Source organism: Streptomyces sp. NPDC054796 (assembly GCF_053611545.1).
The window spans coordinates 242,791-256,091 of sequence record NZ_JBSHAO010000005.1 but is presented as its reverse complement, the minus strand read 5'-3'; the positions used below and the strand labels follow the sequence as shown (position 1 = coordinate 256,091).

Here is a 13,301-nt window from a genome sequence, read left to right as displayed (position 1 = left end):
GGCCGGGACAGTGTGTCCCGGCCCGCAGTCGTGGCTGCGCCGTGAGGCGTTATCCGAAATTGGTTATCTGTTATCTGTTAGCTGTCATCTGAAAGCTGTTACCTGCCATCCGTCAGAGGATGCGGGTGAGCTTCGAGCCGAAGCTCGGCTCGCTCATGTCGTCCTGGAGCGCGACCGGTACGCGCACCTGGCCAGGACCGTCGCCCACCGTGAGGTTGCCGACCACGTCGCCGGCGGCGCCCTCGTGGGGAACGCTCTTGCCCTTGTCGCTCAGCGCGAGCTTGACCTTCAGCCCGGACCAGCCGACGGCGGAGACGTCCTTGGTCGCGACGACCGGTGTCTTGCCGCCGAGCTGGTCGTCCACGTAGCCGACGACGTCGCCCTTCTGCACGACCTTGCGGGACTGGAGCGCGTCCTGTGCGGAGTCGATCAGCTTCTTGCTCTCGCCGAGCACCGTGTCGAGGATCGACGGCTTGTACTGCCCCAGCACGGCCCCGATGATCAACTGCTTCGTGCCGCCGATTTCCTTCTCGGCCGCGAAGAGCAGGTTGCCGCCCGCCCTGGTGGTGGTGCCGGTCTTGATGCCGACGACGCCGTCGAGCGGAACGAGCCGGTTCCAGTTCAGGTGCTTCTCGCCCTTGGTGTCGGTGTACGCCGGCAGCCGGACGGTCTTGTTGAACAGGTCGATGGCCATCGCCTTCTTGGCCAGCTTCACCTGGTCAGCGGCGGTGCTCACGGTGGAGTGCTTGAGACCGCTCGGGTCGGTGTACTTCGTGTTCGTCATCCCGAGGTCCTTGGCGGCGGCGTTCATCTTCTTCACAAACGCCTCCTCCGAACCCGCGTCCCAGCGGGCGAGGAGTCGTGCGACGTTGTTCGCGGACGCGATCATGATGGCCTCCATGGCCTCGCGCTGCGAGATCTTGTCGCCCTCCTTCACCTCCACCGTCGACTCGTTCTGCGCGCTCAGGCCCGCCTCGTCCTCCGCCTTCTTGTCGACGGGGATGTTCACGCCGTCCGAGCCCTTCTTGACGGGGTGGTCGCGCAGGATGACGTAGGCCGTCATCACCTTGGCCACACTCGCGATCGGCACGGGCTTCTGCTCCCCGTAGGAGCCGAGCGAGCCCAGCCCCTGGACGTCGAGCACCGCCTGCCCCTCAGAGGGCCACGGCACCGATGGCTTCGAGCCCTCGAAGGTGAACGTGTCCGACGCGGTGAGCGTGAGCGTGGACTCCGGCAGCGGGCGCACGGCCTGTGCGATCACGAACAGGACCAACAGCAGCAGCACCAGCGGAGTCCAGATCTTCACCCGGCGCGCGGCCGTGCGCAGCGGGGTCTCCGGGGGCGGAGGCGTGTTGGTGAGCTGCGCCAGCAGGTCCAACGGCGCCTGGTCGGGCCGCGGCTGCAAACGCGTCAGCTCCGCCTCGGTCAACGGGCGCTGCTCCGCCTGCGGCTGCGCCCCGGCCTCCGACGGCGCCGCCGCGGAAGCGGACGCCGCTGCCGCGCCCTGGCCGCCCGCGGACGGTTCGGCCTGCGGCAGCGGAAGCCGCGGGTCCTGAGCGCCCGTACGCGGCTTGCCCGAGGGCTTCGGGGGCACGGCGGGCGTGGGCTTCTTGGGCGCACGCGGCGCGTCGTCGGCGGACTTCAGCGGTACGAACTGGCTCGTCCGCTCCGACTCCGACTCCTCGACGGGCTCCTTGCCACCCTTGGTGTCCTTGGTGCCGTCGGCGTCCTTGGCACCCTGGTCGCTCGCCGCGTCCTTCGCACCCTTGGCTTCCTTGGTGCCCTTGGTGTCCTGCTTATCCGCACCGAGGGCGCGGAAGACGGCCGTGGGCTGGTCGACGGCTCCGGCGCTCTCGTCCTTGGCGCCTTCACTCTTGTCGGAGGGCGCGTCGGAGGCGCCCTTGTTCTCGTCCTTGCCCTCGTCCCCGCCCTTGTCGGGGCCGACCGCGCGGAAGGTCGTCGTGGGCTGGTCGACGGCCGCCCACGAGGGCGTGCTCTTGCCGGACGGGGCGGCCTTCTCCGAGCCGGAACCCGTGGCGGACCCGGAGCTCTTCGCGGAAGTCCCCTCGCCCTTGCCCCCCTTGGCGTCCTTACCGCCCTCGCCCTTACCGCCCTTGGCGTCCTTACCGCCCGCGTCGTCCGCGGAGTCCTTGTCGCCGTTCTTCGCGGCCGTCGGCTCGTCGTCCTCGTCGCCACGCTTCGTGCTGCCGAAGAAGGCCGAGGTCATGCGCTCGGCGCGACGTGCCGCGGCCTCTTCGTCGGCGTCGGCGGTGCGGTCGGAGTCGGGCCGCAGGACGCCGAACATGGCGGTCGGCTGGTCCACCTCCGCCTCGGCGCCCCGGGTGCCCTCGGCTCCCTCAGCACCTTTGCCGGCGTCGCCACCACCAGCGACGGCACCAGCACCAGCAGCGCTCTTGGCCGCCCCGGCACCCTTCGCACCCTTGGCAGCACCCTTGCCGGGCTTGCCACCCTGCTTACCGCCCTGCTTGCCGCCGGACTTGCCGCCCTTGGCCGTCCCGGCGCTCTTGCCTCCCTCGGCACTCGCGGCGCGCTCGCCGCCCTTCTCGGGCTCCTCCGGGTCGCCGTCGCCCGGCTTCGGACGTATCGGCAGATCGCTCGGCGCAGCTTGGCCGGAATCCCCCTCGCCCTCCGGCGCTTTACCGTCCTTGGAACCGGAGGCGACGGGTTCGTCGCCGCCGCTCCCCTTCTTCTCGGACCTGTCGGCTTCGTCGGCTTCACCGGGTTCGTCAGCTTCGCCGGAGTCCGCGCTCTCCGGGTCGTCGTTCGCGTTCGCAACCCATGCGGCGACGGCCACCTTCAGCCGCTCGTCACCGCCGCCCTCGCCGTTGCCCTTACGGTCGCCCTGCGCCTCGACCTCAGCGTCACCGTCCGAAGACGCAGTGTCACCTTCGGTCTCGACGGCCGGGGACTCCACCTCGGGTTCGGCCTTCGCGGCCCTCCCGTTGTCGGACGGAACCACTCCGCCGTCCGCCGTCGTCTCCCCCGACGACCTCTCGCGCTTCGACTTGTCGGGGGACTCGCCCGCCACCGATGCCTCCTGATGCTGATGCTCGCCGCTCGCCATACCAGTTAACAGTGTCCTGTGCACCGTGCCCGCCACGTCACGCGGCGGCGGCTCCACAGGTCTGCTACCGGCCTTCCCAACCGGGCAGACGAGAACGACATACCTACTGGTTCCCGCCCATAACGTCCACGCACTCTCGACAGACCATTGTGAGAGGGGTCACCCTGTCATTCATCCACGCGGGGAGGCATGGATGGGCAGGAGCCGCAGAACAATTCCGGAGGAGCTTCTGTTGCTCGCCTTGGACCCGGCCACGGGCACCACGGCGCAGCCACAGTCGCTCGACCTCGGCCTGGCCGGGGCACAGCTAGTGGAGCTGGCTCTGGCAGGACGGATAGCCCCTGATGGGGATCGTATCGCCGTGGTGCTGCCACGGCCGACCGGAGATCCGACTCTGGACTCCGCGCTTGAGTTGCTGCGAAGGCGTGGCAGCCCGGTGCGCGCCGTTCACTGGATCGGCGGACCCCGGCTGGGGTTGCGCCAAACCTATCTCACACACCTGGAGCGGTGCGGCATGGTGCACGCCGTATCCGGCCAGATGTGCGGGGTGCTGCCGACGACGCGCTACCAGGCGACGGAGACAGCGATCAGCCGGGAGATCAGGACCCGGCTGGACTCGGCGATCCGCACCGGCGTGCCGCCGGACCCGCGGACCGCGGCGCTCGCCGCGCTGGCCCACGCGGTCGGACTCGGCAAGCACCTCTACCCCGGGAACGAGGGGCGGTCGTGCCGCTCCCGCCTCCGGGACCTGATCAGGCACGACCCCATGGGTGGTCTGGTCGCGCACGCCGTCATGGACGTGCAGAACGGTGTCGCGGCCCAGCCGCGGCGCCCGGCGGGGAACAACAGCGGGGGCGGCCCGGTCGGCCGCCCACCGGCGACGGCGCGGGCGACCTCATCCCCCGGGCCCACGCAGTCGCGGCAGTTCCCCGAGCAGGCACGGCAACCGGCGGGCGGCATGGCCCGCGCCGGCGCCCGCTGAGGCAGGACGAGCACCACCGCGCGTACGTCCGGTCACCACCAGGGCATGGCGCGGGCACGGCACCAGGGCACCACTGAGGGCGTACGACCCTGGCGCGCACCACAGCACCAAGGCACGACAGCACCACAGACAGGCAGCACCGCACACAGCACGAGGCAGCACGCCGTACCCACGGCTGAACCACCACCGGGAGCCGCGAAAACGCGCGGGGTGGCGATCCGACCGCCTAGGACGACGGCCGGGTTCGCCACCCCGCGCGGGCGTGCGCGGCCCCGTAAGCCCTCCACGGAGGGCCCCCGGACCCCCGGAGCAAGGGCACCCTGTGGCGCGGCGACAGGGCGCTCGGGGGCGCGCCGAAGGGCCTGCACGGGCATGCGCGCACCCCACGTCCGCCCGCGCACGACCCTGCCGCGGCTGAGGGCGGAGTCCGTACGCGTACCGCCGTCGGCCCCGTACGCCCACGTGCGGGGCGGTGCTCACTCCGTGACGCCCGCGCGCCGGTTGTGCGCGCGGCTGGCCGTATCCCGACGCAAACGCGTACTCAAACAGGCACCCTCTGTTGCCATTTGCCAGCGCAGCCGCACATGTTGGTGGCAACCTGCTGGAAGTAGTCGTACTTACGCGGAGGTGCAGATCCAGTGGCGTCCAACGTGAACCCCACCGTCCGACGCCGAAGGCTGGGGCAGGAACTGCGTCAGCTACGCGAGCGGAAGGGCATGACGGCCGAGGAGGTCGCGGACCGTCTGCTCGTGTCCCAGTCCAAGATCAGCCGCCTGGAGAACGGGCGCCGCAGCATCAGCCAGCGCGACGTCCGTGACCTCTGCGGGGTCTACGAGGTCGATGACCGGCGGATAGTCGACTCGCTCATGCAAATGGCCAAGGAGTCCCGCCAGCAGGGCTGGTGGCACGCCTTCGGCGACATCCCGTACAGCGTCTACATCGGCCTGGAGACCGACGCGGCCTCGCTGCGTGTCTACGAGCCGCAGGTCGTGCCGGGCCTCTTGCAGACCAGGGCGTACGCGGAAGCGGTCTGCGTGGGCGCGCTCCCGGAGGCGTCCAACGCCGACATCGAGAAACGGGTGCAGGTCAGGATGCGGCGCCAGGAGCGCATCACCGACCCCCGGCAGCCACTGCGCCTGTGGGCGGTGCTGGACGAGGCGGCGCTGCGGCGGGAGGTCGGCGGCCGTCAGACGATGATCGAGCAGTTGGAGCACCTCAACGAGATGGCGACCAAGCCCCACGTCACGATCCAGGTGATGCCGTTCTCGATGGGTGCGCACCCCGGGGTCAACGGGCAGTACACGATCCTGGAGTTCCCCGACACCTCGGACTCGTCCGTGGTCTATCTGGAGGGTGTGACGAGCGACCTCTATCTGGAGAAGTCGCACGATGTGCAGAGCTACAGCGTGATGTACGAGCATCTGCGCGCCGAGGCCCTGAACCCGGAGGAGACCCGCCGGTTCATCGAAAAAGCGGCCAAGGATTTCGTCAAACCCTGAGGGCGGAGAGGGTACCCCTCGCCTGTCTGCGGTGTGAAGACCGGACTGGAATATGCCATCCAGTCGAGTGAAGGACCTCTTCGCGCCCCGATATCGGGGCGTACGGTCGATCACAAGGCACCAACAAATGGAGCAGACATGGCTATTCGACAGGGAAACACCGACAACTGGACCAAATCGACCTACTCTGCCAACGGCGCGTGCGTCGAGGTGAGGTCGCCGATCGTGTCCGCGATCGCCGTCCGTGACTCGAAGGCGCCGGGCGGCCCCTCGCTCAGCTTCCGCCCGGAGAGCTGGACCGGGTTCGTCGACGCGGTGAGCGCCAGGGTTCTCGACCCTCGCTGACCAACTCGGCTTCTGCCACGTATTCGGCGCGGCAGAACGCCACGAGTGCGACAAGGTAAGTGACACCAGCAACACCCAAGAGCCCTCTCGACTGGTCCGCCGTCCCGGCCGAGGGGGCTCGGCCTTGCATCACTCCGCACCGCCCCCGCACCGCCCCGCGCCGCTCCGCACCACCCCACGCCACCCCGTCGCGCCGACACTCCCGCCCTTCGGATGTCCTCCCGTTTCGGGAACTGCCTCCCCTCCTCCGCAGTTGTCACTGTGAGGAGCTTCCGTGAGGGTCCTCCCCGCGTGTCCCTCCCCTCACCCTCACCGGAGTTCCTGACGGAGTTCGTCCACGTAGGTGTCGGTTCCCGGCACCGTCGGGAGGAAAGGAGCCACCAACTCCACGCGTCCCAGGCCCGAACCGGCCACCGACTCGTCCAGGCCCGTGAACCATGCCTCCCAGCACTCGCGCGGGTCCTGCTCCAGGAACCACAGCAGCGTGAGCCGGGTGCCCACGCCCTCGACCTGCTTCACGTACGACATCCGGTCGCCCGGCAGCGGTGTGGGCCGGAAGAGGGTGACCATGGCCGTCGGTGAGCCCTTCAGCCGCTCCGGCAGGTGCGTGTCGCGCAGCCAGGCGGCGAGTTCGCCGCAGCGCTCCGGGCTCTCGGCGTCGATGACCTGCATGACCAGCCCACGGTAGGGGTGGTCGAGCGCGTGGAAGTCGCGGGGGCCGCTGTCGCCGTCGCGGTAGACCGTTGCCTCGTGGTCCTGGAAGCTGGTGAAGACGTGGGTGCGCTCCTGGTGCACCCGGTTGTCGCGGTTGAGTCGCTTGTTGATGCCGACGGTCCACTTCATGTGCTCGTCGTAGCGGCCCTCGGTGATCCAGTACGTCGAGAGGTAGCAGCCCGCCGTCACGGGCTTCGCGACGGCCGAGTCCTCCGGGTAGCGCAGGAGTTGCAGCGTGCGGGTGGCGACCCAGCGGCGGCCCGCGTAGATCCAGGGCATGGCCATGGCGCCCGCGATGAAGTGGTCGTCCTCGTACCAGCGGTTGTAGGCGTGCTCGTGCCCCGGGTGCGGCTCGACCATCGTGATCAGGGCGTGTCCGGGCCGCACCCCGTACGGGCCGACGGCGGCCAGCTCGGCGTACGTCCCGCTCCGTGTGTCCTCCGGCATGAGTGCCTCCCTGTGACGACGACAGTCCCCCGCACCCCCGCACGTATAGCTGACGTGGCATCAGAAGACGAGAGGTGCGGCGCACTGGGAGTCACGCCGGGTGCGCGTGGGGCTGGTCTTCTCGCGGGCGCGTCCCTACCCTGACGAGCCGTCAGTTACGGCTCAGCGGGTGGGAGGGACCGACAGTGCTGCTCGAAGGCAGGACCGTGGTGGTGTCAGGCGTCGGCGCGGGGCTGGGGCACCAGGTCGCCGCGGCGTGCGTGCGGGACGGGGCGAACGTGGTGCTGGGCGCCCGTACGGAGGCGAATCTCGCCAAATCGGCCGCCGAGATCGACCCGTCCGGTGCGCGCACGGCCCATCTCGTCACCGACATCACCGACGACGACCAGTGCGCGGCGCTCGCCGCGCTGGCCGAGTCCCGCTTCGGCGGGATCGACGCGGTCGTGCACGTCGCGGCACTCGACAGCTACATGGGCGGCCTGGAGGACGCCGACTTCGACGCCTGGCGCGACGTGCTCGACGTCAACCTCCTCGGCACCCTGCGCATGACACGGGCCTGCCTGCCCGCGCTCAAGCGGCGCGGGGGCGGCGCCGTCGTCCTCATCGGCACGCAGTCGTCCGTGGCCGCGCCCTCGCAGGTGCGGCAGGCCGCTTACGCGGCGTCGAAGGGCGGGCTGGTGTCGGCCATGTACTCGCTGGCCCGCGAGCTGGGCCCGCACCGCGTCCGCGTCAACACCGTGCAGCCCGGTTGGATGTGGGGGCCGCCCGTGCAGGCGTACGTGCGGTGGGCCGCCGACGCGGAGGGGGTGCCGGAGGAGGAGGTGCGGGAGCGGCTGGCGTCGCGGATGGCGCTGCCCGAGCTGGCGACCGACGGGGACGTCGCCGACGCGGTCACCTTCCTCGCGTCCGAGCGGGCCCGCTCGGTCACGGGCCAGTGCCTCCTGGTGAACGCGGGCGAGCTGATGCGCTGACGCGTGGCGCCGGCCCCTTGGCGGTGTGCCTCCGCTGAAACCTCCCCCGGCCCCTTGCCTTCTCCTTGCCTTCTTCGGAGGGCACGGTCCGCCAAAGGCGCCGGAGCCGTTACGCGCGCGGGTAGCGGAGGAGCCAGGCCGGGCTGGCAGCGCCGGGGGCGTGGAGCGCCGGGCCCTGCGTCATCTCCATCGCGAAGTCGTCCGCGAGTTCCAGGATCGTCGCGCGCCCCTCCAGCTCCGCCACCCACCCGGGCGGCAGCGCCGTCTCCCCGTGGATCGCGCCGAGGAGGTTCCCGCAGACGGACCCCGTCGAGTCGCTGTCCCCGCCGTGGTTGACGGCGAGCAGCAGCCCGTGGCGGACGTCCTCGGCGACCAGGGCGCAGTAGACGCCGATCGACAGCGCTTCCTCGGCCGTCCAGCCCTCGCCGAGGGCCGCGACGCGCTCGGCTGTCGGCATGCCCTGGCGCACGGCGCCCAGGGCGCGCTTGAGCGCGTCCGAGGTCTCCTCGTGGCCCGGGCGGGCGGCGAGCTGGGCCAGTGCCTTCTGGACCGCGTGGTCCAGGGAGTCGCCGCGGGCCAGCGCGTGGACGATCGCGGCGAAGGCGCCGGCCGCGAGGTAGCCGGTGGGGTGGCCGTGGGTCTGGGCCGCGCATTCGACGGCGAGCTGGAAGACGAGCTGGGGCTCCCAGCCCACGAGCAGCCCGAAGGGCGCGGAGCGCATGACGGTGCCGCAGCCCTTGGACTGGGGGTTCTTGGGCGTCTCGACGGTGCCCATGCGGTCGTCGGCGAGACCGCTGAGGCAGGCGTTGCCGGGCGCGCGGCGCGCGTACAGCCACTCCTCGCGCGCGAGCCAGCCGTCTTCCTTCTTGCGCTCGTCGGGGCCCCAGTCGCGCTGGGTCGCCGCCCAGCGGCGGTAGGCGGCGTGCACGTCGGTGGGCGGGTGCCAGGCGCCCGTGTCGCGGCGGACGTGGGCGCGGATCAGGCCGTCCATCGTGAACAGCGTCATCTGCGTGTCGTCGGTGATCGCGCCGCGTCGCCCATAGGCCGATACGTAGTCCGTGACGCCGCTCGCGCCGTGCGTGCGCCGGATCGTGTCCAGCGAGTCGAACTCGATGCCCGCGCCGAGTGCGTCACCGATCGCGCCACCGAGCAGACAGCCCCGCACCCTGCTGCGGAAGTCCTGCTGTTCGGCGCGGCCCCATATGGCATCGCTGCCGGAAGCGGCCACCGTCCTCCCCTCCCCTTGCTCCCTCGTGTCGCCGTCGTCTCGCTGGCCGCGCGGGGAACGCGTCGCCCTGCCGTTCCGGACGCTGCCGTGCCGGACGTACGCCTTCCGCCCCGCCTGACCGGGTCAGCACTCTAATCGACAAGGTTCTGTCAGTTGTGGGCGCTGTGTGAGCTGTCCGTGGTGTCCGGATGACCGGGGAAGAGACGGGGCGGGGCGGGGGTCAGCGTGAGGGTCAGTCGCCGAGTACCGGCAGCAGCTCCGGGAGGTGGCCGTCCGAGGCGTGGGCCGCCGCGCTGCGCTCCTCGGAGACCGGCCCGTACGTCGTCGTACGGGCCCTCGCCGGACGGCCCGCCTCGTCGGCGATGGCGATCAGGTCCTGGATGGAGCGGTACGAGCCGTAACTGGAGCCCGCCATGCGCGAGATGGTCTCCTCCATCAGCGTGCCGCCCAGGTCGTTCGCGCCGGAGCGCAGCATCTCGGCCGCTCCCTCGGTACCGAGCTTGACCCAGCTCGTCTGGATGTTGGGGATGTGCGGGTGGAGCAGGACGCGCGCCATGGCCGTGACCGCGCGGTTGTCGCGGGTGCTGGGCCCGGACCGGGCGATGCCCGCGAGGTAGACGGGGGCGTTGGTGTGGATGAAGGGCAGCGTGACGAACTCGGTGAAGCCCTCCACGCCCTTCGCCTCCGCCTTGCGCTGGATGTCCGCGAGCAGTCGCAGGTGGCCCAGCCAGTGGCGGGGCTGGTCGACGTGCCCGTACATCATCGTCGAGGAGGAGCGGATGCCCAGTTCGTGCGCGGTCTCGACGACCTCCACCCACGTCGCTGCCGGCAGCTTGCCCTTGGTGAGGATCCAGCGGACCTCGTCGTCCAGGATCTCAGCGGCCGTGCCCGGGATGGTGTCCAGGCCCGCTTCCTTGGCGGCCGTGAGCCACTCGCGGATGGACAGGCCTGTGCGGCTGGCGCCGTTGACGACCTCCATCGGTGAGAAGGCGTGCACGTGCATGCCAGGGACGCGCTCCTTCACGGCGCGCGCGATGTCGAAGTAGGCCGTGCCGGGCAGGTCCGGGTGGATGCCGCCCTGCATGCAGACCTCGGTGGCGCCGACGTCCCACGCCTGCTGGGCGCGGTCGGCGACCTGGTCGAGGGAGAGGGTGTAGGCGTCGGCGTCGGTACGGCGCTGCGCGAAGGCGCAGAAACGGCAGCCCGTGTAGCAGACGTTGGTGAAGTTGATGTTCCGCGTGACGATGTACGTGACGTCGTCGCCGACCGCCTCGCGGCGCAGGTCGTCGGCGGTGCGGCACAGCGCGTCCAGCGCGGGCCCGTCGGCGTGGAGCAGCGCGAGGGCCTCGTCGTCGGTCAGCTTGGTGGGGTCGTCGGCGGCCTGCGAGAGCGCGGCCCGTACGTCCGTGTCGATGCGCTCGGGCACCATGCCGGGCTTGGCGCGCTCGCGCAGGTCGTCCCAGTCTCCGTAGACCTCGTCGAAGTCGTCGCGACGGTCGCCCGTGCGGCCCTCGGTGTCGATGGTGCGGTGCAGGTCGGTGCGGCCGGCGGGGGCGATGTAGCCCTCGTCGGGCTCCTGCCAGGGGCGGCCCTCGACAGTGGCGTCCTCGCGCGCGAGGCCCGTCTCCGGGTCGGCCAGCGCGGTGACGTGGGGCAGCAGCCTGGGGTCCATCCAGGGTTCGCCGCGCTGGACGAACTCGGGGTAGGCGCACAGCCGTTCCCGCAGCTCGAAGCCGACCGCCGCCGACTGTGCGGCGAGTTCGTCCAGACGCGGCCACGGCTTCTCGGGGTTCACGTGGTCGATGGTCACCGGGGAGACTCCGCCCCAGTCGTCGATCCCGGCGCCGATGAGACGCGCGTACTCGCCGTCGACGAGGTTCGGCGGCGCCTGGAGGTTCCCGGCTGGGCCCATGATGTGCCGGGCCACGGCGACCGTCGCGACGAGCTCGTCGAGGTCCGCGTCCGGCATCCCGCGCATCGCTGTGTCCGGCTTGGCGCGGAAGTTCTGGATGATCAGCTCCTGGATGCCGTGGTACGCGCGGGCGACGCGGCGCAGCGCGAACAGTGACTCCACGCGCTCCTCGTACGACTCCCCGATCCCGATGAGCAGCCCGCTGGTGAACGGCACGGAGGAACGGCCCGCGTCCTCCAGCACCCGCAGTCGGACCGCCGGTTCCTTGTCCGGGGAGCCGTAGTGCGGCATTCCCGGCTCGGACCACAGCCGCTCGGCCGTCGTCTCCAGCATCATCCCCATGCTCGGCGCGACGGGCTTGAGCCGCTGGAAGTCGGTCCACGACAACACGCCCGGATTGAGATGAGGCAGCAGACCGGTCTCCTCCAGGATGCGGATGGAGATGGCCCGTACGTAGGCGATGGTGTCGTCGTAGCCGTGGGCGTCGAGCCACTCCCGGGCCTCGGGCCAGCGGTCCTCCGGCTTGTCGCCGAGAGTGATCAGCGCTTCCTTGCAGCCGAGTTCGGCTCCGCGCCGCGCGACGTCCAGCACCTCATCGGGCGACATGAACATGCCATGCCCTTCGCGCCTCAGCTTGCCCGGCACGGTCACGAAGGTGCAGTAGTGGCACTTGTCGCGGCAGAGCCGGGTCAGCGGAATGAAGACGCTCTTCGAATACGTGATCACTCCCGGCCGTCCCGCGGCCTCCAGACCCGCGTCCCGCACCCGGGCAGCGGAGGCGGCCAGATCGGCGAGATCGTCGCCGCGCGCCTGAAGGAGCACGGCGGCCTCCGTCGCGTCCAGTGCGACACCGTCGCGGGCGCGGCGGAGTGCACGTCGCATGGCGTTGGCTGTGGGGACTGCCTGCGCGCTCGAAGTCATCCCCCGAGCATACGAGCAAGCGCTTTGTGCGGTTCGGGGCGGTAAGGGGGGCTCGCGGCGCCTGGGGGCAGGGCGGGCCGCTCCGGGCGCGGCGCGACGGTCAGCGCGTCGTGTCAGCGGTGTCCAGTTCCCCGCTCTCCTCGTCGCTCAGCGAGGACCGCAGGCGCGCACTCGCGCAGTTCATGTGCGCGGCCATGGCGCGCTCCGCCGCGTCCCCGTCGTGGGCACGGATCGCCGCCAGGATCTCCGCGTGCTCCTTGAGGGTGCCGGACACGGTGCCCTCGACGCCGCCCGCGCGCTCCATCCACACCTGGAGCAGCGCGCGGATGCTGTGCAGGATGTCGCTGAGCACGGAGTTTCCCGCGATGTTCGCGGTCTCCAAGTGGAAGGCGATGTCCGCCTCGACGAACGCGGGCACGTCGTCGCCCGCCTCCCGCATCCGGTCCAGGAGCCGCTGGAGCCGATCGGCGTCCTCCTCCGACGCGCGCTCGGCGGCGAGCCGCGCGGACACGTTCTCCATGAACGTCCGCACCTCGACGAGGTCATGAGTGCGGCGCTGGCCCAGCATGAGGCCCCAGTTGATGGCGCGGGGCAGGAACTCGGAGGTCCCGGCCCGCACGTAGGAGCCTGAGCCCGGGCGGATCTCGATGATGCCCAGCACGTCGAGCGCGGAGAGGGCGCCGCGGACGCTGGAGCGGGCGACGTTCAGCGCCTCGGCGAGCTGGCGCTCGGCGGGCAGCCGCATGCCCGGCTTGAGGTGCCCCTCGGAGAGGTGGTCGAGCAGCCGCTTCGCGACCTCGCTGACGGACGACTCCCGGACGACCGGGCGCAGCAGCGCCTCGAAGCTCGGCTCGTCGGACCGGGCGGGCTGGCCGGGCTGGTCAGGCTGGGCGCTCACGCGGCGTTCCCTTTCACGTACGGAGGCTCCCTCGGTCGGCGCCGCTCCCGGCGCGTGCTCCCGGAGGGAGGGCGGGCGGCGGCCTGGCTCCAGTACATCAGAGCACGTCGCAAAGGGGTCCAGGGTGGGCCGTCAAGGGGATTCAAAAGCGACATACATCACTTTGGTAAATTGGTGACCAATTTGCTGGTGCGGGCTTAGCGTGCTCCGTACAGCCCCCTGTCCAGCGAGTTCTCTCGCGGAGCCGCCGCCAGGTGGACAGGGTTTCTTCTCCGGACGACGCGGTCCGGATCGGAAGA

General features: G+C 70.8%; 9 protein-coding genes. 4 read left to right on the top strand and 5 right to left on the bottom strand.

The features are described from left to right. Positions 1–112: 112 nt before the first annotated feature. Positions 113–3,085, bottom strand: coding sequence for a D-alanyl-D-alanine carboxypeptidase (locus tag ACWGJ2_RS06795; protein ID WP_453344891.1), 2,973 nt, complete (start codon positions 3,083–3,085; stop codon positions 113–115). 193 nt (positions 3,086–3,278) lie between these two features. Between ACWGJ2_RS06795 and ACWGJ2_RS06790 the strand changes: the two genes are divergently transcribed. The 3 genes from ACWGJ2_RS06790 (at position 3,279) to ACWGJ2_RS06780 (ending at position 5,911) form a co-directional block, all read left to right on the top strand. Further along, positions 3,279–4,067, top strand: a complete 789-nt coding sequence (locus tag ACWGJ2_RS06790; protein WP_453344890.1) for a GOLPH3/VPS74 family protein — start codon at positions 3,279–3,281, stop codon at positions 4,065–4,067. 638 nt (positions 4,068–4,705) lie between these two features. Next, positions 4,706–5,566, top strand: a complete 861-nt coding sequence (locus ACWGJ2_RS06785) for a helix-turn-helix domain-containing protein (RefSeq protein WP_453344889.1) — start codon at positions 4,706–4,708, stop codon at positions 5,564–5,566. A 138-nt stretch (positions 5,567–5,704) separates the two neighbouring features. Further along, positions 5,705–5,911, top strand: a complete 207-nt coding sequence (locus ACWGJ2_RS06780; RefSeq protein WP_453344888.1) for a DUF397 domain-containing protein — start codon at positions 5,705–5,707, stop codon at positions 5,909–5,911. Positions 5,912–6,220: 309 nt separating this feature from the next. On the opposite strand, the gene ACWGJ2_RS06775 is transcribed toward ACWGJ2_RS06780, so the two are convergent. Next, positions 6,221–7,072 (bottom strand): hypothetical protein, encoded by an 852-nt coding sequence (locus ACWGJ2_RS06775; RefSeq protein ID WP_453344887.1) that lies wholly within the window; start codon positions 7,070–7,072, stop codon positions 6,221–6,223. A 185-nt stretch (positions 7,073–7,257) separates the two neighbouring features. On the opposite strand from ACWGJ2_RS06775, the gene ACWGJ2_RS06770 reads away from it, so the two are divergent. Continuing rightward, positions 7,258–8,043: an SDR family oxidoreductase gene (locus ACWGJ2_RS06770; RefSeq protein WP_453344886.1), complete on the top strand. Its 786-nt coding sequence runs from the start codon at positions 7,258–7,260 to the stop codon at positions 8,041–8,043. A 109-nt stretch (positions 8,044–8,152) separates the two neighbouring features. Here the strand turns inward: ACWGJ2_RS06770 and ACWGJ2_RS06765 are convergent, their stop codons facing one another. From ACWGJ2_RS06765 to ACWGJ2_RS06755, 3 genes are all read right to left on the bottom strand, one after another. Next, complete coding sequence (locus tag ACWGJ2_RS06765) at positions 8,153–9,271, bottom strand: ADP-ribosylglycohydrolase family protein (RefSeq protein ID WP_453344885.1); 1,119 nt, start codon at positions 9,269–9,271, stop codon at positions 8,153–8,155. A gap of 232 nt (positions 9,272–9,503) precedes the next feature. Then, on the bottom strand, positions 9,504–12,065 hold the full coding sequence (locus ACWGJ2_RS06760) for a bifunctional FO biosynthesis protein CofGH (RefSeq protein ID WP_453344884.1): 2,562 nt from the start codon (positions 12,063–12,065) through the stop codon (positions 9,504–9,506). A gap of 139 nt (positions 12,066–12,204) precedes the next feature. Beyond that, on the bottom strand, positions 12,205–13,002 hold the full coding sequence (locus tag ACWGJ2_RS06755; RefSeq protein ID WP_453344883.1) for a FadR/GntR family transcriptional regulator: 798 nt from the start codon (positions 13,000–13,002) through the stop codon (positions 12,205–12,207). Positions 13,003–13,301 lie beyond the last annotated feature (299 nt).

Excerpts from the sequence above, each read along its gene's own strand:
- ACWGJ2_RS06790 (WP_453344890.1), top strand. The coding sequence starts at position 3,279 with ATGGGCAGGAGCCGCAGAACAATTCCGGAGGAGCTTCTGTTGCTCGCC.
- ACWGJ2_RS06795 (WP_453344891.1), bottom strand. The coding sequence starts at position 3,085 with ATGGCGAGCGGCGAGCATCAGCATCAGGAGGCATCGGTGGCGGGCGAG.
- ACWGJ2_RS06780 (WP_453344888.1), top strand. The coding sequence starts at position 5,705 with ATGGCTATTCGACAGGGAAACACCGACAACTGGACCAAATCGACCTAC.
- ACWGJ2_RS06760 (WP_453344884.1), bottom strand. The coding sequence starts at position 12,065 with ATGCGACGTGCACTCCGCCGCGCCCGCGACGGTGTCGCACTGGACGCG.
- ACWGJ2_RS06775 (WP_453344887.1), bottom strand. The coding sequence starts at position 7,072 with ATGCCGGAGGACACACGGAGCGGGACGTACGCCGAGCTGGCCGCCGTC.